Source organism: Psychromonas sp. L1A2, from assembly GCF_009828855.1.
Classification (GTDB): Bacteria; Pseudomonadota; Gammaproteobacteria; order Enterobacterales; family Psychromonadaceae; genus Psychromonas.
Genome location: NZ_WUAG01000001.1, coordinates 1,365,495 through 1,389,265 on the forward strand (window position 1 = coordinate 1,365,495; position 23,771 = coordinate 1,389,265).

Sequence of the window (23,771 nt, forward strand, 5' to 3'; positions counted from 1 at the left end):
GATGAGTAACAAAGACAATAAACAACCTTTAATACGTATTAAAAAGCTATATAAAGTATTTGGCAAAAATGAGAAAAAGGTACTTGAGCAAGTTATCGCTGGGAAATCAAAGGAGACTATTTTAGCAGAGACTGGCCATACAGTTGGCTTGTCTGATATTAATTTAGATATTTATCCTGGTGAAATTTTCGTGATAATGGGGCTGTCTGGTTCAGGTAAATCGACACTTATTCGTCACTTTAATCGCTTAATTGAACCGACTTCTGGCGAAATTGAAATCGCTGGTAGCGATGTAATGAAGTTAGACAGTAAAGAACTACAAGAATTTCGTCGTCAGAAAATGGCGATGGTATTTCAACGTTTTGGTTTAATGCCACATCGTACTGTTTTACAAAATATTACTTATGGTTTGCAAGTGCAGGGCATTAGTAAAAAAGAACGAGAAGTACGTGGAAGAGAATGGTTAGAAACGGTTGGACTTGATGGTTATGCAAATCAATACCCATCACAACTTTCTGGTGGTCAACAACAACGTGTCGGATTAGCGCGTGCTTTATGTACTGATGCCGATATCCTATTAATGGATGAAGCCTTTTCTGCGTTAGACCCTCTGATACGTAGTGAGATGCAAGATCAGTTAATTGAACTACAAGATAAGCTGCACAAAACCATTGTCTTTATTACACATGACCTTGATGAAGCGTTACGTATCGGTGATAAAATTGCGATCCTTCGTGATGGTATTTTGGTACAGCAGGGCGAACCTGTCGATATCTTGCTAAACCCAGTTGATGATTATGTTGAAGCCTTTGTAAAAGACGTTAACAGAGCGCGTGCATTAACAGTTGAAACAGTTATGCAACCACAAATTTGTCGCATCTCTAGTGACACTATTGGTGAAGCCTTAATTCAAATGCGACAATCTAAACAAGATTACGGCTATGTTGTGAATGATGAAGGGTATCGCGGTGTTATCACACAGGAAACATTGGAAAATGTGGAAGAGAGCGATCATAGTAATAGTATTAATTCATCGTTACTTGAAGATGTTCCATCAGTTCAAAGTGATGCTTTATTAGAAAGTGTTATCCCTGAAATGTTAGATAATATACATGAGCTACCTGTATTAAACGCAGAAGGTGAAGTGAAAGGTTATTTATCACGTTCAACACTTGCTGATATCTTAAGCGACCAGCCCAGTTCAGGTAATGGGATGGTAGTTAATGCTAATTCAGATAATGAACTCGCAGAAAAAGAAATAAAGTTAGAGAAAAGCTAACATTAGTTAAAACGACTATTCTCTACATTAACGTCATCACTGTACCACTGCAAAATAGCAATAGTGGTGACGTATTATTCATATCGACTATACCTAGGTTAAATTAGACTCTTCATATTAATTTTGAATCATAAATGAATATTTTTGTGATTTTTAGTACGTTAGACCCTTTTTACTATCAATCAAACCACGAATCTATCAAATGCTTATTATAGGTCTTATATTACTACTACATTTACTCATACTGATTACTTGCCCCTAGAAAGAATTTAAACTTATAGAATAATATGAATTTTCCTTAATGATATTTAGTGAATACTTATTTAGAGTTGTTTTGTTATATCTTATTGACTTATTATTATGAGAACTTTAATTTAATAAAATTTTTTCAATTAAAGTTTTTTCTTATATATTGAAAAAGCTTAAGTTTTACAGAGTTAGGTTGTAGTTAACCTTATATTGTTACACTTTAAGGGTAGATATCTATGTGGATATCTACTAATCAAATGTTTCATATTACTAATGAACATAAATACTTAAAGGATATAAATATAATGAATAATTTTGCTAGAGTTACTAAATTAGATGTTGTTGTAGAACAAGAAAAAAAATCTAATATTCAATACTCACAACTAACTACTCACTATGACGAAAAATATAAAGCAGGTTGGTATTATATGCATGCACAACCTCGTCCTTGCTTTACCTCTACTTTACTAGATGAACTAAATGATTATGCTTGTAACATTAAAACTGAGATGAAAAATAGTAACAATGATAAATATGATTATTTGATATTAGCTTCTAAGGTTGAAAATGTTTTTAATTTAGGGGGGGATCTAGCTGTTTTTTTACAGTTTATTAAAGCAGCAGATCGTGACGCATTACTTACTTACGCAATTAAGTGTATTAATGTTTTGTACCATAATATTACCCATCTTGATTGTGAACTTACTACTATTGCATTAGTACAGGGGGATGCATTAGGAGGTGGGTTTGAAGGTGCTTTATCAAGTAACATATTAATTGCGGAAAGAGGGACTAAATTAGGACTTCCTGAAGTATTATTTAATTTGTTCCCAGGAATGGGAGCTTATTCATTATTGACTCGTAAAGTAGGAGCATCAAAAGCAGAAGAGATAATTTTAAGTGGTAAATTGTACTCTGCTGAAGAGTTATATGATTTAGGTGTCGTTGATATTTTAGCTGAAAAAGGAGAGGGAGAAATGGAGGTTTACAGGTATATTAATATTTCAAACCGTAAAGCTAACAGTTATCAGGCGATGAGAAAAGTAAAAGATATTTGTAATCCAATTCCTTATGAGGAGTTGTTAAGTATAACAAATGTTTGGGTTGAAGCAGCGTTGAAACTTACTAATAAAGATCTTCGTATGATGGAAAAATTAGTGTTACGTCAAACAGCTAAAAATATCTAATATAACCATTAAATAAATTATTAATTTTTACCTGTGGAGGCTTTATTTAATATTTTGTGAAGAGTCTCTACAGTTTTACTATAAGTATTTTCAATATCCTTTAATAAAAATGTTAGCTTATTTGTACCAATATCGTAAGGTTTATAAGTTTCTCCTTTAGAACATATTTCAGATAATTTATCAGCACCAAGTTCAGAAGCCGCACCTTTTAATGCATGTAATGATTCTCGAAATTGTAAATAATCATTTGAAACGGTTTCATTAAGTAGTTTGATGTGTTTATCCCCATCCTTAATAAAGGCTTCAATCAATTTTTCTATAAATTGAATATCGTTATCTAATGAATAAAGAGCGTTAATAATTTCACCATTACACCATGGATTGTTTACTTCAGTTATATCAATTGAAAAAGTTGAAAATTTGTTTTTGGATGACAAAGGTGATTTATTGCTGATTTTTTTATCAATAGATTTGGAGATAACTGCAATTTTTTCTAACAGATCATGAGAGTCCACTGGCTTAGTTAGAAATTGATCAATACCTAATGTCACACCTAGTTCTTTAGCTTCTGTTGTTGCGTCTGCGGTCAACATAATAATAGGTAGGCTATGGGTTGTATCGATAAAACGTAGAGCTTGTATAACTTCATCGCCAGATCTTTTGGGCATATTCTTGTCTACAATAAGTAAATCTATTTGATCAAAGTCCTTGACTAAAACATCCAGCGCTTGTTCACCGTCGTTGGTGATTATTACAGAGTGTCCTGCTCGTCTCAATATACCTGAAAGTACCTGTTGGTTTACTTTGTTATCTTCTGCTATCAATATATTTAAATGCTTCGAACCGGTTTGAGCTGTATAAAATTCACTTAAAGAAATTATTTTGGCATTATTTTCTTCTAAGTTTTTAGGTTGATGTAGAGCGTTAAATAATGCGCGTTTATCTTTTAGATCTTCGATTATAGATGAGAAAAAACACTCAATCTTATTATTATCTTCCAAGCCCATAGGTTTAGGGTTTAGTAAAATTAAAGATAAATCATTTAATAACTCTTCCGATTTTAAGCGTTTAACAAAACTTTGAAGTTTTAATTCAGAAAAACTTAAATTATCGATCATCATTGTTTTATAAGCTAGATTTTTAGATAAATCTTTTTTTAACATAGCGATAGCATGTTCTTCTGACAGTATAAAGTCCGCTGTTAAACTCCATGTATTCAGAAAAGGTTGGATTGCTTTTTTTGTGTTTTCAGTCGCTAAAATTAATAAACAGTTTTGGCTAATATCTATTAGAGGGTTAGGTTGTATAGTAAAAGGAAGTTCAAACCAAAATGTAGAACCTTGACCTAGTTCACTTTCTACTCCAATGTTTCCCCCCATTAATTCGACTAACTCTTTCGATATCGTTGTACCTAAGCCTGACCCACCAATATGGCGAGTTGTAGCTATACCTACTTGAGTGAAGTCATCAAATACACTAAAGAGTAAGTTTTTTTCAATGCCAATCCCAGTATCCTTAATTTCAAAGCGAAGTAGAGTAGAATTCTCTTTTTGAGATATTTCATAAATATTTAAATTTATAGAGCCATGATCTGTAAATTTTATAGCATTACCAATAAGATTAACTAAAATCTGTCGTAGATATTGTTGATCCCCTTTCAATAAAAAAGGGACATTAGAATTGATATTAGAAGTGATATTTAATGATTTAGTTTTAGCTATTACTTTTTGTGTTGCCATTACTGAATTAATAACTGAATGCAAGTCGAGAGGCTCTTGTGCAATAACAATTTTCCCCGCTTCAATTTTGGATATATCGAGTACTTTTTCTATTAACCCTAATAGAATTTTAGCTGATCCTTGCATTGTATTAACAAGATTACGTTGTTCTTGTTCAAGTTCAGTTTCTCTCAATAAATCACCCAAACCTAATACACCATTTAATGGTGTTCTTAATTCATGTGACATGTTCGCTAAGAATCTACTTTTAGCTTGATTGGCTTTCTCTGCCATATTTATTGCAGCATAAAGCTTATTAATTAAAAAGATCGAATATAAAGGAATTAATGTAATAATAAGTAATAAACTAATTGCAATAGGTATATTTTGTTGCCAATATTCACCGTAATTAATTGCAATCAAAAATCCTGTAAAGCCAACAATTAGTGATACATATAAGTAATTAACCCCATATCTAAAGCCATTACCCAAAATAACCCATAGATAAAAAACAAATAAATATACTGCCTCATCTGCAGCCGTTTCCATAAGAAGTGAAAGGGCTACTAGGTCCAGTAATATACCTACGATTCGTCTTGAAATACTAATTTGGGGCCAAATTATGATTGCAGCCAAAATCAAAACAGCGAATATAGTGCCTGTTAAAATGATAATACTAATTTTTGAATTTATTAGGACAATGAAGTTTTCTTCAAAACCCCAAGGAATACAGAAATAAATAATTAATGATAGCCCTATAAATACACGTACTAATGCTTGTTCAGCTTCTGGGTCATTATTTTTTTTTATGCAACTTTTAGCTATTCTCAGCTTTTCTAGAAATATGTTCATTAAGACATCTAATCCATTTAATTGTTTTACTGAACATCTGGGTATTGAAATTGAATTTGTTCTATTTTATCTAAGCATTTACAAAATGCATCTACACATTTTGGATCAAATTGAGTACCTGAGTTCTTTTTTAAAAATGAAATTACATCTTCAAGCGGCCAAGCTTTTTTATAAGGACGAACCGATAACAAGGCGTCAAATACATCTGCGACAGAAACGATACGAGCGATTAATGGGATATCTGTACCTGCTAATTTATTTGGGTAGCCAGTACCATCAAATCTTTCATGGTGATTAAGGGCAATAATAGCGCCCATTTGCATATATTTTGAATTGCTTCCAGAAAGTATTTCATAGCCGATAGTGGTATGAGTTTGCATTATTGCCCATTCTTCAGGTTCAAATCTACCTGGCTTTAATAAAACACGATCGGGAATGCCAATTTTACCAATATCATGCATCTGTGCGGCATGTTCAATATCATCACATTCGAGCTCATTTAGCCCTAATTGTTTTGCAATTTCTTTAGAGTACTTTGCCATTCTAATAACATGGTTACCAGTATCTTCATCTCTATATTCACCTGCTTTAGCAAGCTTTAAAATAGTTTCTTGTTCCCGTTGAAGGATTTGTTCTGTGGCTAGTTGGACTTGTTCGCTTAACCAATCGGCTCTATTTTGGATAATAACGTGTTGGCTATGTAATTTGAGTAAATTTCTACAAGTTGTACGACATTCAATTTGATCAATGGGTCTTGTTAAAAAGGCGGTTGCACCTACATCCAATGCTTCATATCTGACCTTTTTATCATTAACAACTGTTATCATCATAATCGGAATATGTTCGCCACTGCTTGTTTTACGAACTTCTTTAATAAACTCAACACCATTTAAACCAGGCATTCTATAATCGGTTACGATAAGATCTACTTTGTTATTGCTTAACCATTTAAGGGCTTTTTTAGGGTCTGAAAAATCAATGACTTTAATATCATCAGCTATTTGCTGGATAATCTTTTCTAAAATCATTCTGCCTGTTGATTGATCATCAACAATAACGACTTGCCTTTGGTTATTCAAATTAGTTCTTCCAATCTAGTTTAAAAAATGAGCAAACATAAAGATAAGCAGTGAAATAAGCTTTATATCTTTGTGAGTATATATAGTAACTAATACTTATTACTATTTATACTTACATGTGATTTATGGTTTCAGAAACGAAACGTGTAGTTATGTTTTACGAGCATAGTATACGTGAACTGTCATCTTTATTAATACTTATTAGATAGGTTTAGTGTGATTTTTTAATCAAAAGTTCGCTATAGCAATAAAAAAATTTACAAATATAATGAGAAAATAAATGAAAAAAGTCTTCAAATAGGGCTTGTTTTTAAGGCTAGAAAAACCTGAAAGTGGTGATTTCTTAAAATAATCTACTAACTATTTTTTAGTCTATGACTCGTTAGTTGCAAAATCAGAGTTTAAATTTACGATTTTATTTGTAGGGTGTTCAGTCGTGAGCATTTCTTTCAACAAAAGATTGATTGTGAGAACTAGATGTAAACCAATGAGCTTCGTCATTGTTTATAGAGAATTGAGCCCGACGAGCTACCAGATTGGTTCATCTTACATAAGAGATGTTTTCTAATGATCAAACTATTTTATTTAAAAATAACGTAGATATTAACTATTTTGGGTATTTAAAATGAAAACTTTAGAACTTCTAAAGAGTTTAGAAGTTGGTTGCGAGAGCAGGATTTTAAGCTACGATCTTCGCCATCGTTTATAGAGAATTGAGTCCGACGAGCTACCAGATTGATTCATCTTACATAAGAGATGTTTTCTAATGATCAAACTATTTTATTTAAAAATAATGTAGATATTAACTATTCGGGGTATTTAAAATGAAAACTTTAGAACTTCTAAAGAGTTTAGAAGTTGGTTGCGAGAGCAGGATTTGAACCTACGACCTTCGCCATTGTTTATAGAGAATTGAGCCCGACGAGCTACCAGACTGCTCCATATTGGATACAATATTTTTTATCGATTAGGTCTTTTCGCATAAACGTAAAATAGATATTAGTTTTTGGTAGGGTATTACCTATGTGTTGATTGAGTAACTAAAGAACTTCTAAAGTTATTAGAAGTTGGTTGCGAGAGCAGGATTTGAAGCTACGATCTTCGCCATTGTTTATAGAGAATTGAGCCCGACGAGCTACCAGATTGATTCATCTTACATAAGAGATGTTTTCTAACGAGCAATTTTTTATTTAAAAATAATTTAGATATCAACTATTTGGGGTGTTTAAAATGAAAACTTTAGAACTTCTAAAGAGTTTGGAAGTTGGTTGCGAGAGCAGGATTTGAAGCTACGATCTTCGCCATTGTTTATAGAGAATTGAGCCCGATGAGCTACTAGACTGCTCCATCTTGGATACAATATTCTTTTATCGATTAGATTGTTTTACATAAACGTAAAGAATATATTAATTTTTTTGCAGAGTATATTCTATGTGTTAATTGAATAATTAAAGAACTTCTAAAGAGTTTAGAAGCTGGTTGCGAGAGCATGATTTGAACCTACGCCTTCGCCATTGTTTATAGAGAATTGAGTCCGACGAGCTACCAGATTGATTCATCTTACATAAGAGATGTTTTCTAATGATCAAACTATTTTATTTAAAAATAACGTAGATATTAACTATTCGGGTATTTAAAATGAAAACTTTAGAACTTCTAAAGAGTTTAGAAGTTGGTTGCGAGAGCAGGGGTTGAACCTACGACCTTCGTCATTGTTTATAGAGAATTGAGCCCGACGAGCTACCAGATTGATTCATCTTACATAAGAGATGTTTTCTAATGATCAAACTATTTTATTTAAAAATAACGTAGATATTAACTATTTGGGGTATTTAAAATGTAAACTTTAGAACTTCTAAATAGTTTAGAAGTTGGTTGCGAGAGCAGAATTTGAACCTACGACCTTCGCCATTGTTTATAGAGAATTGAGCCCGACGAGCTACCAGGTTTTTCTACTTTGAATACAATATATTTTATCGATTAGGTCTTTTCGCATAAACGTAAAATAGATATTAGTTTTTGGTAGGGTATTACCTATGTGTTGATTGAGTAACTAAAGAACTTCTAAAGAGGTTAGAAGTTGGTTGCGAGAGCAGGATTTGAACCTACGACCTTCGCCATTGTTTATAGAGAATTGAGCCCGACGAGCTACCAGATTGTTCCATTTTGAATACAATATATTTTAACGATTAGATTTTTCGCATAAGCATAAGCATAAGCATATAGTAGATATTAGTTTTTTGGTAAGGTATTGGGTATGTGTTGATTGAATAACTAAAGAGCTTTTAAAGAGTTTAGAAGTTGGTTGCGAGAGCTGGATTTGAGCCTATGACCTTCGCCATTGTTTATAGAGAATTGAGCCCGACGAGCTACCAGGTTTTTCTACTTTGAATACAATATATTTTATCGATTAGGTCTTTTCGCATAAACGTAAAATAGATATTAGTTTTTGGTAGGGTATTACCTATGTGTTGATTGAGTAACTAAAGAACTTCTAAAGTTATTAGAAGTTGGTTGCGAGAGCAGGATTTGAACCTACGACCTTCGGGTTATGAGCCCGACGAGCTACCAGACTGCTCCATCTCGCGTCCGGAATTGATGTTTCTTTTTTCTACTATTGTAACGTTCTAAAATTGGTTGCGAGAGCAGGATTTGAACCTACGACCTTCGGGTTATGAGCCCGACGAGCTACCAGACTGCTCCATCTCGCGTCCGATATATTTGTAACATTTTTATTATTAAACTTTCTTTTCTTCTTGAAGGAAGAATTGGTTGCGAGAGCAGGATTTGAACCTACGACCTTCGGGTTATGAGCCCGACGAGCTACCAGACTGCTCCATCTCGCGTCCGATATATTTGTAACTTTTTTACTATTAAACTTTCTTTTCTTCTTGAAGGAAGAATTGGTTGCGAGAGCAGGATTTGAACCTACGACCTTCGGGTTATGAGCCCGACGAGCTACCAGACTGCTCCATCTCGCGTCCGGATTTAATAAACACTTAAACGACAACTTTTTCTTCTTAAGAAGAATTGGTTGCGAGAGCAGGATTTGAACCTACGACCTTCGGGTTATGAGCCCGACGAGCTACCAGACTGCTCCATCTCGCGTCCGTTTAAGTGCGGCGAATGATATAGAGATCACATTATATTGCAAGCGTTATTTGGTGTATCTAAGCAAATGAGATGCTAGTTGCTTAAAGAACAAGCGAATTGTCTTAATCGTTCATAATTAAAGGTATATCTATAATATTAAGTGAAAATAATGATGTTGTTTAGATGGGCTACTTTTAATGGTAAAAGTAGGGGAGGTAATTGTATGAATTTCATTCATCATACAATTACTATCACACAATCTAAATAAGGAACAAGCATTTAGTTTTTAACAGGGTATTATTGCACTTTTAAACACTTAGACTTTTATAGCTAACTTAAATTTTATAGAAAGAGGTAAACATGGATAGCAACGGTTCTAAACCGGGTAATTCAGTTCTCGAAGAGCTCACAGGGTTTAAACCCAAGGCATTTATCATTATTATCGCTGTTGCGTATATGTCATTATTAACTATTCCTGCTGCTATTAATTCAGTAGGTTTGCCTGCAATGCCGATCGTTATAGGTGTGATGCTTATTCAGTATGGTCTTTTGTACTTTGTAGGTAAAATACATGGTAGTAGTATTCTAAAAACAATGACGGGTAATGGATTCATTGGTTGGTTGATGTGGTTAGCATTGGTATGTATGTTAATGCTACCTGTTATCCATTTGTTAACTATGTTTGGAATAATAAATATTGGCTCTTAAAGTCAATAAAATCGACTATCTAGCATTATATGAGTGATAATTGAAAAAGGTAATAACAATACAACTGCTTGTTACCTTTACTTTTATTTTGATGCAAACTTCAATTAACATCCCTTAAAACTTAATTTCTATATTTATTTTATAATTAGTTTACTAACTAACTTCTTCTTTTGTTGCCTATAATACAACGATCATAACCATATTATTTACTTATTGAATGTTTCTTATCGCATTATTTAACCCATCAATTATCTTAATATGTCATCAACTTCCTTAACATGTAAATGAAATTAACTTATTACCTGTTATACCAATATTATAAAAATAGGTGTCATTAACTATTTTCTGGAAATTACTCTTTATGAAAAAAATCATCATTTTTACATTACTTAGTGTGTTGTTTTTGTCTGCCTGTACGGAGAATCTGTCGACCTCTGAAAAACTAATGGCTAATCCAACTGAAATAAAAATCACCTCATTAGATGATCTCAATGCGGTATTCAAAAAACTACATTACACCCCTGAAGATTGGGAAAATGGAGTGAAAGAAGTACCTCGATTAACGTTTGAAAGTGTTAGTCCAAAATGGCAAGAAATCTCTAAAAATCTACCCGTAGAAAATAAAAAAAGTATTTTTCTACGTTTAATATTACCGTTAGTTTTAGTCTCAAATGAAAATATTTTGCGTGAACGAGAAATCGTTAAAACCGCTAAATTAATCTCTCCTGAACTGATTTCTATTGCGCTTAAATATGAAGTTATTGAAGATGAAATAACGGCTTTAACCAATGCAAACAAACAAACATTATTGAAGCGCGTTAATATTATTCCACCTTCTTTAGCGTTAGCACAAGCGGCGGAAGAGAGTGCATGGGGAACTTCACGATTTGCACTTGAGGGAAATGCGTTTTTTGGGCAATGGGATTTTAGCGGCAATGGCATTAAACCAAAACAACAACGTACTGAATTAGGTAATTACGGCATTGCTCGTTTTGATAGTCCTTTAGGCTCAGTGGAAGGGTACATGTTAAACATTAATACTACTTCTGCTTATAAGTCACTGCGTAATTTACGCGCTAAACAAGTGGCTGCTAATAAAACTTTTTCCGGTTTATTATTGGCTGGTACCTTGATCAAATATTCTGAACGTGGTCAAGCTTATATCGACGGACTTCGTAGTTTAATTCGTTATAACAAACTAAGCGTAACCGATGATACTTTTTTATCAGACAATAATTTAGTGCATCTCGTCTACTAATTATTCGTACTTTCTTTACTCTATAGTATTAATTCTTATCGATTTTACTATTGAATTTAATACTATAGAGACCCATTAAAATTGTGAAATCCATACCCAACTTAGCTATTTTCGATAAATTAATGGAAAGCATTTGCACCGGATCACGATTTCAGAGCATAACTAAATCTAATTATTTTTTCTGAATTATGCTCTTCTTATTTAATATTAAGTGATGTTGTAACACTTCGGACTCACTACACCAAATACCAAGGATGATAATATGCGCACTCGGATGCAAGGACTTCATTTATTTAAAAAAACACTACTCGTTAGTGCTCTTTCTCTTTCTGCTTTGCAAGTCAATGCAGCGGGCTTTCAATTAAATTCACAATCTGCAACAGGGTTAGGTCGTGCTTTTGCAGGTGATGCTGTTATTGCTGATAATGCGTCAGTTATGGCTCGTAATGCAGCAGCAATGGCATTGTTTGATAAAACAGCGGTATCTTTAGGTGTTAACTTTTTAAAGACTGATATTTCAATATCAGATGGTGTCTATACAGGACCAACAGCTCCTAGTGGAACAAGTTCAAATTATGATGATGCAGGTGGTGTTTCTGTTTCACCTAATATTCACGTTATTTTTCCAATTAACGATAAGTTTGCTATTGGCGCTAATTTGTATAGTAATTTTGGTACTCGAACGGATTTTGATGATTCCTTTACAGGTTCAGAGTTTGGTGGATTGACCGATGTTAAAAGTTTGAATTTAGGGTTAGCCGCTTCTTACCGTATCAACCAACAATGGAGTGTTGGTGCTGGGATCGATATTATTTATGGAGTAGGGGAGTTAAAACGAACCCTAGATATTGGAGTTGCTGAAATTACTGCCTTAGATGCTGATGTTGATGGCTTTGCTGTAGGTTTTAATTTAGGTGCCGTATTTGAATTAAATAAAAATAATCGTTTTGGATTGTCTTATCATTATAGCCCTGAGTTAGAAGTAGAGGGGGATGTTACTCGTAATAATGTAACCACTGAAAATGATTCTTTATATTTAGGATTGCCTGATATGGCTGAATTTTCTGGTTACCACCGTATTACAGATACCAAATATGCGGTTCATTATAGTGTTCAATGGATTGGTTGGTCTTCATTCGACACATTAGAGTCTGACGCTACAGGTACAGTGAGTACTTATAAGTGGAAAGATACAATGCACTTTTCAATTGGTGGCACTTATTACTTAAATGAAACTTGGACATTACGTACAGGCTATATGTACGACATGAGCGCTCAAGATGAGGTGACTTCAATCTCAGTACCTGACTCAGATCGCCAATGGTTCTCAGGCGGCTTTACTTATCACTTCTCTGAAAGCAGCAATGTGGATTTTGGTGCTACTTATTTGTTAGGTAAAAACGTATCTGTTTCAGAAAGCACTGCATTATCATCTATCACCGGTACAACACATGCTGATGCATTATTAGTAGCGGTACAATATAGCCACGAATTTTAGGCTCTGTTACGTTACTATTAATAACGTTTATTAAATCAAGAAAAAAAGCGCCGAAGGGCGCTTTTTTATTAGCAATAGAAATACAAATTATTACTAACCTAAATTCTAAATTCGCATAATAAGTGAGTTGCAGTAATCAGTTAGTTGTTTTTAGCTTGTTTGGCTTTTTCAGCGCGTAACTTACGCATTTCTTTCGGATCTGCTGTTAATGGGCGATAAATTTCAATACGATCACCTTGTTTGACAGTGTTTTCTAATTTATCTGGTTTACTAAAAATACCAACAACCGCTTTACTTGGGATAATTTCTGGAAAGTGTTTAACAATACCCGATAGCTTAATACAGTTTTCAATAGTCGTGCCGCTAGGTACTTTTAAGGACAATAACACTTGTTTATGAGGGAGGCCGTAAACGACCTCTATATCAATTAACTGATTCATCTATTTTAACTCTCAACTTTAACGCTTAATTTTAACACTTAATTTTAATACTCAACTTTAGACTTAACTAAAATGAAAATTAACGGCTACCGTAAACTGTTTTAGCTCTACTAGAAAATGATTTCACCATAGAACCGATCAACTCATGAAAAATACGACCAAAAGCTAACTCAATAAGAGAGTTACTAAACTCAAACTCTAAATCTAAACTCACTTTACATGCTTGTTCATCTAATTCAGTAAAAGTCCAACCACCTGTTAAATGCTTAAAAGGGCCTTCAACCAAATTCATTGCAATCGACTTCCCTGGTACAAGTGCATTCTCAGTAACAAAGGTTTGGCTAATACCTGCTTTAGAGACTTTAATAGACGCTTTCATTAAATTAGCTTGGTCGACTAATACAGACGTTTCACTACAACCAGGCAAAAACTCAGGATAAGCATCCACATCATTCACTAGTTGATACATTTCTTGTGCGCTATACATCAACAATGCGCTACGTGATACTTGAGCCATGTCTTACCTCGTTTGAAAAAGGGTATCTTACACGATGCGATGCGTGAACTGAAAAAAAATAGCAAAAAAATGCTGATAAATGAGTGACTTTCCAACAAATAAAATAATCATTTAACAACAAATGTTAGTGACAGTTCAGTCATTAACATGCTTTACTCCGTCACTAGCTTGTCGATTAAAATCAAGATCATAAGGTGATGATAATAGTTGATCATTACTCAGTATTGTATTACAAAGTTGATTCTCAGCTAGCGACGCATAAAGCAAATTATGAAGTAAGCATCTTAGTGGTTAGAAAGTTATAATTTAACCCGTTATATCTCCAACTTTCTGCCTAGATCCTGTTCATTTCAATGCTTGCTGAACTTTCCACCTTGAATGATAAAGGGTATAATGCAGGTTATGGCTAAAAAAAACTCAAAACCAAAAAATAACGACAATACGATTGCACGTAACAAACGTGCTTCTCATGAATACCACTTAGAGGAACGCTTTGAAGCGGGAATTGAGTTACAAGGTTGGGAAGTAAAATCTTTACGCGCAGGTAAAGCAAATATTGCAGATAGTTATATCTTCTTAAAAAATGGAGAGGCTTTCTTACTTAATGCAACATTTCCACCATTGCTCGCAGCATCATCACACGTAGTTTGTGATCCTTTACGTTATCGTAAATTATTACTTAAACGCCGTGAGCTTGATAACTTAGTCGGTAAAGTTGAACGACAGGGTTACTCTATTATTCCAATTTCACTCTATTGGAAACATGCGTGGGTAAAAATCTCGTTTGCTTTAGCAAAAGGTAAACAAGATCACGACAAACGTAGTGATGTTAAAGATCGTGAATGGCAAGTTCAAAAAGAACGTATGATGAAGCATAGCGTTCGATAAACAAGCAGTTAGCAAACAACATGCAAGATAATACTATCTTGCATCACTTAGCTTTGTTAGACTTAACTTGTTGGTGATTTATCACTAACCACTGTGGGGATGATTTAGGACTCGACGAGATTCTTGAAACCCAAGGTGCATGCCGAGGTGGCGGTTGGCCTCGTAAAAAGCCGCCAACGTTATAGTTGCAAACGACTCTAACTACTCTCTAGCAGCTTAGGCTAGCTAGCCTTCCACCCGCGCTTTTCCAATGGGTAGGGATTCGGAAGGTCATTTACATCGGATAGCGAGGGAACCTTGTTCGAGGGTGAACCGCGAAATAGTATCGGACTCGCTTTTTAATATCCTGTCAGTTGGAGATTAACGAGTTAACCAAATAACTGACTAAGCATGTAGTACCGAGGATGTAGGTTTTTCGGACGGGGGTTCGACTCCCCCCATCTCCACCACCTACTAGATTCTAAAATATTAGGAATCGACTAAAGCTCGTAACGTCAATCACCAATTGATATTACGGGCTTTTTTTATGCCTGATAATTTTAGTCCTACCTCGTAGTCATGTAAATTTTATATATTATGTTACGTTATAGTTTTTTAATTTATTGAATTAATTTACTATTTTTAAGACTTTAAAAAAGTAGGCTTCAGCAGACTTACCCCAATTAACTTAATTTATGAAAATACGTGCTCCATTTTTTAATTGCTGTTATTCATTAAAAGGAGTTAATGGTTTTAAATAACTATATAGAAGTATTTGTTCATTGGAATTTAGATTACAATCGGGCTGTTTAAATAAACAGTAATTAGTGAGGAGTATTGGCCTTGTAAATGAGGTTAATTTGTCAGTAAGGTAATTATAAATAAAAGATGAGTGGTCTTCTTTATTCATAATTAATTTAATCAATAAAGACAAACTATTTTGATATTATCCTTTTTTTATTTTTAGTTAGTATTGTGTAAGTGATTTTATGAGCAATGAAATTTGTAACAATGAATGGTTAACTGAGAGGGACACCCCTAATTATAAACAGTTTCCTAATGCATTAAATATTGTGGATTTATTCTCGGGATGTGGTGGCTTAACTCTCGGAGCGATTGAGGCTGCTAAAAAGCATCAGTTATCAAGTAATATTAAGCTTGCCGTTGAATTAAACCCACAAGCAGCAAGTACTTACGAAAAAAATTTTTCTCATAGCTTATCGTCAATTTTTAAAGGTGATATCGGAGAATTAATTAGTAATTATCCTGGTGATCAATTGTCTGAAGCAGAGATGAAACTACAGTCTGAAAATACAAACATCGATGTGCTTTTAGCTGGACCTCCTTGTCAAGGACATTCAAGGTTGAATAATCATACTCGCTCAAAAGATCCCCGTAATAAATTATACTTAAAAGTTATTCGCTTTGTAGAGCTGTGCAAACCTCAATTTGTGATCATAGAAAATGTGTTAAACATTAAGCATGACTCTGATGATGTATTAACTACAAGCGCAGATTTTTTAAAGGGAATAGGTTACACAGTTGACAATTTAGTGGTTAAAACAGCTGAGTTCGGCATAGCACAAAAACGAGTGCGCCATATACAAGTAGCAAGCCTCAGACAACTAGATCTTTCTTTAGTATCTTATAAATCAAAATCAGTGCTTTCGGATGTAATTGCAGACATTATTGATAATTGTGAAAATTCTAAAGACACCTTTGAAACACCTTCTAAAACGAAACATACAGAAAGAATTGATTACCTCTTTGATAATAATATGTATGATTTGCCTAACGATTTAAGACCTGATTGTCACAAGAATAAAAGCCATACTTATCCAACGTCTTACGGTCGTTTAAGTTGGGATAAACCATCAACAACAATTACTCGTGGATTTAGCACCATGGGACAGGGGCGTTTTGTACATCCATTAAGACGTAGAACATTAACACCACATGAAGCTGCGCGTATTCAAGGTTTTCCTGATTTCTTTAGTTTTACAGAATATAAAACAAGAGGTAATTTACACCTGATGATTGCAAATGCAGTTCCTCCAAAAATTAGTGCTATGCTAGTTGACTTATACTTATTATCCTTACAGGAACTTTGACATGGAAAAGGTAAATGAATTTACAGATAGTCATGAAATTGAAGAGCAAATCAAACAAAATATTACATTATTCGATTTTGATACATTAGAGTTCCCTATAGAAGTTATAATAGATAAATATAGAAAAAGCCTAGCAACTAATTATATTGAAGGGGAGGAAATCGAAGATAGTATAATTTATATCCCTGATTACCAAAGAGAGTTTATCTGGGATGTTGAAAGGAAATCCAAGTTTATTGAGTCAATATTACTTGGCATTCCTATTCCATATTTCTTTTTCGCAGATATATTGGGAAGAATGGAAGTCGTTGATGGTTCTCAGAGGATTAGAACTCTTGAAGAGTTTCAAAGTGGAAAACTAAAGCTTAAAGGGCTTGAAAAGTTAACTCTTCTCAATAAAATGACATTTTGGGATTTACCACCTATACGTAAACGTCGATTTCTAAATAAAGGCTTAAAAGCTATCTTTCTGGGTGAAAATACAGATGGGGCAGCAAGACATGATTTATTTGAAAGGATAAATACTGGTAGTGATGAACTTAAATCTGCCGAAATAAGGAAAGGGGCTTATGCTGGTCCATTCTGGGATTTTATTAAAGAATGTTCTGAAAATAGTTTATTTAAGAAACTTTGCCCTATTAGCGATAAAGTTGGTTTGAGGGCAGAGGGAACTGAGCGTGTATTAAGGTTTTTTGCATACTCTGATACATTAAATGGGTATAACGGTCGAGTGACGTTATTTTTAGACAAATATATGAAAAATTCAATAAAAACATTCAATAGTGATGTTGAAATAGAATTAAAGCTAAAATTTGAATCAATGCTTACTTTTGTTAATAATAACTTTCCTTTGGGCTTTAAGAAAGCTGAAAAAGCAAATTCCACACCTAGAGTTAGATTTGAAGCTATTGCAATTGGAGTGGCTAAAGCATTAGAGGAAGTTCCTACTTTGGTGACTGTAAACACTAGTTGGATTGATTCAGATGAGTTTAGAGCAGTCACTCGTTCGGATGCTGCAAATAATAAATCGAATCTTGTTGGTCGTATTGATTTTGTTAAATTACATTTATTAGGCAAAAAATAATATGGAAAATATTATTTTAGAGTTCACCGAACGAACCAAAGAAATAGATAGATATTTTTCTTTTGTTGAAAATGTGATTAAAGATGAAGCGTCATTATATTTTAAGGATAGGAAAAGACGGAAAGTTAAAAAAATTGATGGAGAAATTCAGAAAATACTAAAAGCAAACTCATTTATACTTTTATATAATTTAATTGAATCGTCATTCAAGAGCACTCTTGAATCACTTTGTGACGAAATAAATAATTCGGAAACATCCTATGATAATTTGATCCCTGAAGTTAAAAAAATGTGGCTTGAATATGAGTCTGAATATTTTACTAAAAAGCCGAAGCAGTCTAAGAAATTAGATCATGTATATTCAATTATCAATGATCTTACCAATTATGTCCTGACAATCCCAAGGACTCTAGATGGTATTGGAATTTCTGGAAATGTTGATGGTAAAAAAATTAAAGAATGCGTAAAAGCATATGGATTAACATCAAAAGCGATAATGACTAAGCCTGCTGGAAAACTTCTTACTGTCAAAACACAAAGAAACAATTTAGCACATGGGGATGTTTCATTTAGTGATTGTGGCAGAAATTATACATTTGACGAATTATCAGAGATAAAAAAAGAAGTTTTTTCTTATATGAAATTTGTTTTAAATGTCTTTAATAAAAATATTAAGAGAAAGTATTATTTACAATAAATGAAATTATACTCTGAAAGCCAATATGTGCATCTAGTTCTTAATTGATTGCGTTAACAATGTTAAAATTGCCGTTAATTGATATTGGAAAATTAGACCCTGTAAATAATTCTGTATAATTACCATTTTTACAGATGGTTTTTCAAGCGGTCTTCAAACTCTATTATAAACCGAATACATTTTATCCCAAGTATCCATTGGTTGTTTTTGCGCCTTACTCATTTTGTAACGACTATATGATTCTTCCATATACAAGTGTGCTCTAGCTATTCGGCCTCGAGCTGATTCTGGTAGCTCTACTTTTTTATTCTCAATTTTCATCGAATAAGAGCCAAAGTCGCTTTTTCACTTGGTATCATAGTTAATTGTAATTACTTTTTAATGAATTAACTGCTCCAGCAGTAGGGCAGAGATTGTACAATCTGATTGCATATAACGATTTATTTACTGGCGGACTTACACCCTGTAACGCTTTTACCTTTGCTGTCTAAGCATGAGTCATCGCCATCACGCCACTCTATAAAAGAGCGTCCAAAATTTTCTGCAGGTACAACATGCTCCCACTCTGTTTTTTTAGAAAATTTTAAGTATTTAGTGGCTCTCAAGCCTTCAGGTAAAACTGCTGTTTTTACTGTCAAACCCAGTCATATAATGAATAGTTTCTCTGTAAATGTAACAAACTATTTCATTCCTTTTAATTAAGCTATATCTACACTAAAAACGTTGAGTAGAAAGGCAACATAACCAGAAATACCAATGAGCTCATTACCCAACATGAATTGGCTAAGCCTTGATCTAATTTGTAGATAGAAGCGGGTAAAATAACAATAAATGCGATTGGCATGGTGGCTATGAGCACGGCGATTTGTAGAACTAAACCATCATAAGCGTCTGCTTGCCCTGTTAATACCACTAATAAATAGGCGATAACCGGTAAGAGCATCTGTTTAGAAAGTGATAATGCCAATGCAATTTTCCAGTGTTGTAAGATGGCATTGAATCGAAATACTAAACCAACTGTTATCATCATAGAGAATGTGCCTAACGGTATTAAAACCGATGTAACATCTTTAAACCAATCTGGACGAACCACTTCTGTGAAGTTTAATATGGCACCTAAGGTTAAGGCTGCAAACATGGCTTGCAAGGTCGGATCTTTCCAAAGTGCTCGTTTCTTTATTGTTTTTAATGTTGAAAAACGTTCTGCGTAGGGGAATAGGAAGCCAAAATAAATAAACTCTTCTAATAATTTAAATAAGGGTACTAGTGCAAAAGCTGATTCTCCAAGGTAGACAAACACTACTAGTGAACCTATCGCTCCTATATTGGTAAAGGCTCCTGCGGGTGCAACAACGGCACGTTGTATGCCAGGTAATCGAAAGGATTTTGACACTAACCAGCCAATTAAAAATCCTGACAATAAGATGGCAGAACCAATAATAGGGAGCCAGATTAAGCTCCAGCTTTGTAGTTCTAATTGCCATATTGCGAGCATGACGGATAACGGGATAGTAAAGCGCATTGCCAGAAAGGTGGTGAACAGCTTGATTTTATCTAAATTGATCGTGGCTTTACGATATAGAATTTGTCCCGTTAAAAAGCCTAGAAGGATAACGAGGAATATGAATATGATTGTCGACATCGTTGTTCCTAGGTATAGATAATGGTTTATTTAATCGATAGATAAATAGGTTTTTGTAAGTTAATAGGCAGAAGTATATGAAAGCAAAAGGTTAAAGTATAGAGAGCCACTCTCTATTTAGTCTAAGTCCGATAGGTTTAACTCAAGTATGTGATGATGGATGTTAAATTGATGAATGATAAGTTGGCAAATGATAAGTTGATAGTTGAGTACTAATACCAAAAGAATTAATAAGGTGATCATTCTTGCTGGTTAAAATCACCCCTAACTGCGTTGTGAGTTTTGAAGTGAGAACAACTATCTCCTACAACTCACGCCTTATTAGTGTTAATTTTTCCTGCGCAATCTCTGATCACTTATTTAATTCCATTGATATAACTATTTTTAAGTACTTCATTCGACTCTTAATTAATACGTCATTTAATAGCACACTTAAAGCAATGATAAATTACCCTCATATTGAAAGTGCCTCGGTTGCTGGGTAAGTGGATCTATGAATTTGAGTTTTTTAGCCAATAACTGCAATGGGGTTGAATAATTATCTTCCGATAATGGCTGTAAATGTGGGTAGTATTTATCATTTACTATCGGCCAACCCAATGATTGCATGTGGACTCGTAACTGATGGGTTTTACCTGTGACGGGGGTTAGTTCAAATAAGGCCTGTTGAGTCGTTTGTTGTATGCATTTTATCATAGAGTGACTGTTAGCTTCTCCTTCAGTGATGCGCATTGTAAAACGTGGTTTACTGGTTTCTATACGATTGTGGACTTGCCATTCTTTATCGATTAAAACCTGACCTTTTGTAATATTCGCCACGGCTTGATAGGTTTTATGTATTCTTCTATTTTCAAATAAATCATGGTAAAGCGCTCGCGAGTCAGGGTTCACTGAGAACATCACTAATCCTGCTGTGACTCTGTCTAAACGATGTAATGCTTGTAAGGATTCAATGCCAGTGCGTCGACGTAAACGATTTTGTAAACACTCATTGACATAAACACCGCCTGGCGTAACAGCAAGAAAGTGCGGTTTATAGGCGATTAGAATGTGCTGATCTTGAAATAATATGGTTTCCGAAAAAGGGATGAGAGGTTCGTTTTCAACTTCTCTGTAATAGTAAATACGTTGTTGTGATTGAAAGGGTGATTGCATCGAGACTAGAGAGCCATCATGATAATGCACTTTGCCATCATGAATACGCTGTTGCCAAACGCTCGGTTTAACATAAGGGAATTTTATAAGCAGGTATTCAAATACTGTAGTGATGCCTGGGTTGACGATAGGCAAACTCAGTTTTGAAGGATATGGTGATATTGCCATTTAGCTGCCTAAATTATTGACTATAACATGTGTTGTTTTTTTAATTTAATATCTCATTAGCAATTGAATAAGCTGGGTTATGATTATGCTGATAACTATCCCCACAACTATCCCCACAACTATCCCACAAATGGGCGTTTCATCCATTGAAAAATTATTAGTAAATAGGTATCTTTGCCACTTGTTTAAACAACTAACTGACAAGCCGATGAATGACTTCTTGTATAATCCTCCTACTGAACCTTGGTTAGATACGATCTATAAAGATAAAGATATGATTGTGTTTAATAAACCTGCAGGGATTTTGTCTGTACCAGGGCGAGATATTGAACGTCATGATAGTATGTACAGTCGTTTGCTAACATTACATCCTGATAGTCATACGGTACATCGCTTAGATTTAGCGACGTCTGGCGTTATTATTTTTGCATTACGTAAAGATGCAGAAAGGGCGTTGAAAATACAATTTCAAGAACGTGAAACAAAGAAAACATATTACGCTCGTGTATTGGGTCATGTTAAAGAAGAGAAAGGATGTATCGATTTCCCATTAATCAAAGATACAGATAATCCGCCTAAACATAAGGTTGACTTAAAAGCAGGTAAACTTTGTAAAACATTTTATGAGGTGGTGAGTTACGGAGAGCAAAGTACATTAGTTAAATTAATGCCAGTCACTGGCCGTACTCATCAATTACGTTTACATATGATGGCGATCGGACATCCTATTTTAGGTGATGACTTTTATGCTGATCCAGTGGCATTAGCCTTGTCTCCTCGTTTGCTATTACATGCGAGCAAAATATCTATTCAACATCCATATACTAAAAAGACGATATGCTTTAAAACGGATGTGCCTTTTATAACGCCTGTAAACGGTCAATAAACGCTTTTATTTTGAAATAAAGTATTCACTATTTTATACAATATTTACTCATATACTAATGAGCTTGCATATTAGACAGTGAAGTCATCAGGCAGTACACTGATTTTATAGACAATAAAAAGCCCTTAGTCATTGCTGATTAAGGGCTTTTTTATTGTTTTATTCAGTGCTATGCAGAACTATAAAACGTATAAAAAACGAAGGCTTATTGTGAATTTAATCTTAAGCTTTGTAACCGTCTTTAATACCTTTAGTTGTCACTGATACTGCATCATGAGCATGTAAACTTTCGTAATGGTTTACACGTAACCAAAAGTCAGAGAACTGTGTTTGTTGATTCAATGCGTATTGTAATTGACGTGCCGCATCTTCACAGAACATTAAGTTTTGACCATTTAGACGTGCAAATTCTTGCTCATCTTCACGTTTAACGGCTGCTTGTACTGGTGTTTTCAATGTTGCTTCAATTAAGTCAATTAATGCAATAATTGGAAAGTTATCTGCAGACTCATTTAGTTTTGCTTTAACTTGAGCAACACTACGTTGGCTATGTGGTGTCGCCACAATACCTTGTGTAGAGCCTAACCAAGTTAAAATGTCTTCTTTCGCAACATTTTCTTGTTGTTCATATTGCTTGCTAAATGCTTCTTGGATTAGTTGACGCGCTAATGCCGCTGAACATGGACAAGTTGAAGAATAAGGTACATCTACTTGTAGTTCAAAGTCGAATACCCCATCAATTAAACGTCCAATAATCACTACTGGGTAAGCTTTCCAGCCACGTTTTTCACTGATTAACGATTTACGACGTAAGTTATAATCGAACTCAACTTTTACAAAAGCTTCTGTACTTAAGTCAATGTGGCTTTCAATAAATCCATTTAATAATATCGTTAATGTTTGCAGTGTTAATTCAGATTCCGTAGAAAGCTGATCTAATTGCAAATACAAACGCGACATGTGAATGCCTTTTGCTTGTGGGTCACCCAGGTTTACAAATAACTCAACCTTTGCACTAACTTGTTGAGCAGGGTAGTTATCTGTTTGTACCATCAATGGTAACTCAATATTACTCATACCAACGCGATCGAGCGTTCCTTCAGTTTGAGCTTGTGCGCTATTTGCGATATCTGGCATTGCCATTCAATAAGGCTCCCTTCAACATGCTTTACATGGATAGATGATTATGAAATTGAGCGCGCATTATAAACGGGTTATGAAAAATTAAAAACCATGAAATACAAAGGTTTTAACTAAGTGATTGATAATTTATCCCTATACTT

General features: G+C 34.2%; 18 protein-coding genes, 5 tRNA genes and 1 other RNA gene. 11 read left to right on the forward strand and 13 right to left on the reverse strand.

All coding sequences use genetic code 11. From position 1 onward, the window contains the following. The first annotated feature begins 1 nt into the window (after position 1). Both GQR59_RS05965 and GQR59_RS05970 read left to right on the forward strand, forming a co-directional pair. Positions 2–1,279, forward strand: a complete 1,278-nt coding sequence (locus GQR59_RS05965; protein ID WP_160061122.1) for a quaternary amine ABC transporter ATP-binding protein — start codon at positions 2–4, stop codon at positions 1,277–1,279. Positions 1,280–1,833: 554 nt separating this feature from the next. Further along, positions 1,834–2,715 carry a crotonase/enoyl-CoA hydratase family protein gene (locus tag GQR59_RS05970; RefSeq protein ID WP_160061123.1) on the forward strand — a complete coding sequence of 294 codons (882 nt, stop codon included), beginning with the start codon at positions 1,834–1,836 and terminating at the stop codon, positions 2,713–2,715. A gap of 20 nt (positions 2,716–2,735) precedes the next feature. Here GQR59_RS05970 and GQR59_RS05975 read toward each other — a convergent pair whose 3' ends face one another. The 7 genes from GQR59_RS05975 to GQR59_RS06005 all read right to left on the reverse strand — a co-directional run bounded on the left by GQR59_RS05975 (position 2,736) and on the right by GQR59_RS06005 (position 9,472). After that, a complete protein-coding gene (locus tag GQR59_RS05975) occupies positions 2,736–5,285 on the reverse strand; it encodes an ATP-binding protein (RefSeq protein WP_160061124.1) in 2,550 nt (849 codons plus the stop codon). A gap of 26 nt (positions 5,286–5,311) precedes the next feature. Next, positions 5,312–6,364 carry a response regulator gene (locus GQR59_RS05980; protein ID WP_236546670.1) on the reverse strand — a complete coding sequence of 351 codons (1,053 nt, stop codon included), beginning with the start codon at positions 6,362–6,364 and terminating at the stop codon, positions 5,312–5,314. Between the two features lie 2,511 nt (positions 6,365–8,875). After that, positions 8,876–8,952 (reverse strand) — tRNA-Met (locus GQR59_RS05985). A gap of 46 nt (positions 8,953–8,998) precedes the next feature. Further along, positions 8,999–9,075, reverse strand: a tRNA-Met gene (locus GQR59_RS05990). 58 nt (positions 9,076–9,133) lie between these two features. Then, positions 9,134–9,210: transfer RNA gene (locus tag GQR59_RS05995), tRNA-Met, on the reverse strand. A gap of 58 nt (positions 9,211–9,268) precedes the next feature. Further along, positions 9,269–9,345, reverse strand: a tRNA-Met gene (locus GQR59_RS06000). Positions 9,346–9,395: 50 nt separating this feature from the next. Next, a tRNA-Met gene (locus GQR59_RS06005) sits at positions 9,396–9,472 on the reverse strand. 345 nt (positions 9,473–9,817) lie between these two features. Between GQR59_RS06005 and GQR59_RS06010 the strand changes: the two genes are divergently transcribed. The 3 genes from GQR59_RS06010 to GQR59_RS06020 all read left to right on the forward strand — a co-directional run bounded on the left by GQR59_RS06010 (position 9,818) and on the right by GQR59_RS06020 (position 12,921). Then, positions 9,818–10,165 (forward strand): hypothetical protein, encoded by a 348-nt coding sequence (locus GQR59_RS06010; protein ID WP_160061125.1) that lies wholly within the window; start codon positions 9,818–9,820, stop codon positions 10,163–10,165. Positions 10,166–10,526: 361 nt separating this feature from the next. Next, complete coding sequence (locus tag GQR59_RS06015; protein ID WP_160061126.1) at positions 10,527–11,423, forward strand: glucosaminidase domain-containing protein; 897 nt, start codon at positions 10,527–10,529, stop codon at positions 11,421–11,423. A 262-nt stretch (positions 11,424–11,685) separates the two neighbouring features. After that, the gene (locus tag GQR59_RS06020; RefSeq protein WP_236546671.1) at positions 11,686–12,921 is read left to right on the forward strand and encodes an outer membrane protein transport protein; all 1,236 of its coding nucleotides are present in this window, start codon (positions 11,686–11,688) and stop codon (positions 12,919–12,921) included. A 140-nt stretch (positions 12,922–13,061) separates the two neighbouring features. Here GQR59_RS06020 and GQR59_RS06025 read toward each other — a convergent pair whose 3' ends face one another. Then, positions 13,062–13,361: an RnfH family protein gene (locus tag GQR59_RS06025; protein WP_160061127.1), complete on the reverse strand. Its 300-nt coding sequence runs from the start codon at positions 13,359–13,361 to the stop codon at positions 13,062–13,064. A 79-nt stretch (positions 13,362–13,440) separates the two neighbouring features. Then, positions 13,441–13,878 carry a type II toxin-antitoxin system RatA family toxin gene (locus GQR59_RS06030; protein WP_160061128.1) on the reverse strand — a complete coding sequence of 146 codons (438 nt, stop codon included), beginning with the start codon at positions 13,876–13,878 and terminating at the stop codon, positions 13,441–13,443. Positions 13,879–14,280: 402 nt separating this feature from the next. Between GQR59_RS06030 and smpB the strand changes: the two genes are divergently transcribed. The 5 genes from smpB (at position 14,281) to GQR59_RS06055 (ending at position 18,637) form a co-directional block, all read left to right on the forward strand. Further along, positions 14,281–14,766 carry an SsrA-binding protein SmpB gene (gene smpB / locus GQR59_RS06035; protein ID WP_025565722.1) on the forward strand — a complete coding sequence of 162 codons (486 nt, stop codon included), beginning with the start codon at positions 14,281–14,283 and terminating at the stop codon, positions 14,764–14,766. A 95-nt stretch (positions 14,767–14,861) separates the two neighbouring features. Further along, positions 14,862–15,215: a transfer-messenger RNA gene (gene ssrA / locus GQR59_RS06040) on the forward strand. A gap of 519 nt (positions 15,216–15,734) precedes the next feature. Then, a complete protein-coding gene (locus GQR59_RS06045; RefSeq protein ID WP_160061129.1) occupies positions 15,735–16,856 on the forward strand; it encodes a DNA cytosine methyltransferase in 1,122 nt (373 codons plus the stop codon). A gap of 1 nt (position 16,857) precedes the next feature. After that, positions 16,858–17,940 (forward strand): DUF262 domain-containing protein, encoded by a 1,083-nt coding sequence (locus GQR59_RS06050; protein WP_160061130.1) that lies wholly within the window; start codon positions 16,858–16,860, stop codon positions 17,938–17,940. A gap of 1 nt (position 17,941) precedes the next feature. Beyond that, positions 17,942–18,637, forward strand: a complete 696-nt coding sequence (locus GQR59_RS06055) for an MAE_28990/MAE_18760 family HEPN-like nuclease (RefSeq protein WP_160061131.1) — start codon at positions 17,942–17,944, stop codon at positions 18,635–18,637. Between the two features lie 440 nt (positions 18,638–19,077). Here the strand turns inward: GQR59_RS06055 and GQR59_RS06060 are convergent, their stop codons facing one another. From GQR59_RS06060 to GQR59_RS06070, 3 genes are all read right to left on the reverse strand, one after another. Then, entirely contained in the window at positions 19,078–19,275 is a 198-nt protein-coding gene (locus GQR59_RS06060) for a hypothetical protein (RefSeq protein WP_160061132.1), read from the reverse strand. A 71-nt stretch (positions 19,276–19,346) separates the two neighbouring features. Next, positions 19,347–20,279 carry an AEC family transporter gene (locus GQR59_RS06065; RefSeq protein WP_160061133.1) on the reverse strand — a complete coding sequence of 311 codons (933 nt, stop codon included), beginning with the start codon at positions 20,277–20,279 and terminating at the stop codon, positions 19,347–19,349. Between the two features lie 432 nt (positions 20,280–20,711). Further along, complete coding sequence (locus tag GQR59_RS06070; RefSeq protein WP_160061134.1) at positions 20,712–21,602, reverse strand: pseudouridine synthase; 891 nt, start codon at positions 21,600–21,602, stop codon at positions 20,712–20,714. Between the two features lie 208 nt (positions 21,603–21,810). Here GQR59_RS06070 and GQR59_RS06075 point away from each other — a divergent pair, with 208 nt between their 5' ends. Further along, the gene (locus tag GQR59_RS06075; RefSeq protein WP_160062462.1) at positions 21,811–22,488 is read left to right on the forward strand and encodes a pseudouridine synthase; all 678 of its coding nucleotides are present in this window, start codon (positions 21,811–21,813) and stop codon (positions 22,486–22,488) included. A gap of 222 nt (positions 22,489–22,710) precedes the next feature. On the opposite strand, the gene folE2 is transcribed toward GQR59_RS06075, so the two are convergent. Next, a complete protein-coding gene (gene folE2 / locus GQR59_RS06080) occupies positions 22,711–23,631 on the reverse strand; it encodes a GTP cyclohydrolase FolE2 (RefSeq protein ID WP_160061135.1) in 921 nt (306 codons plus the stop codon). Positions 23,632–23,771: the final 140 nt, after the last annotated feature.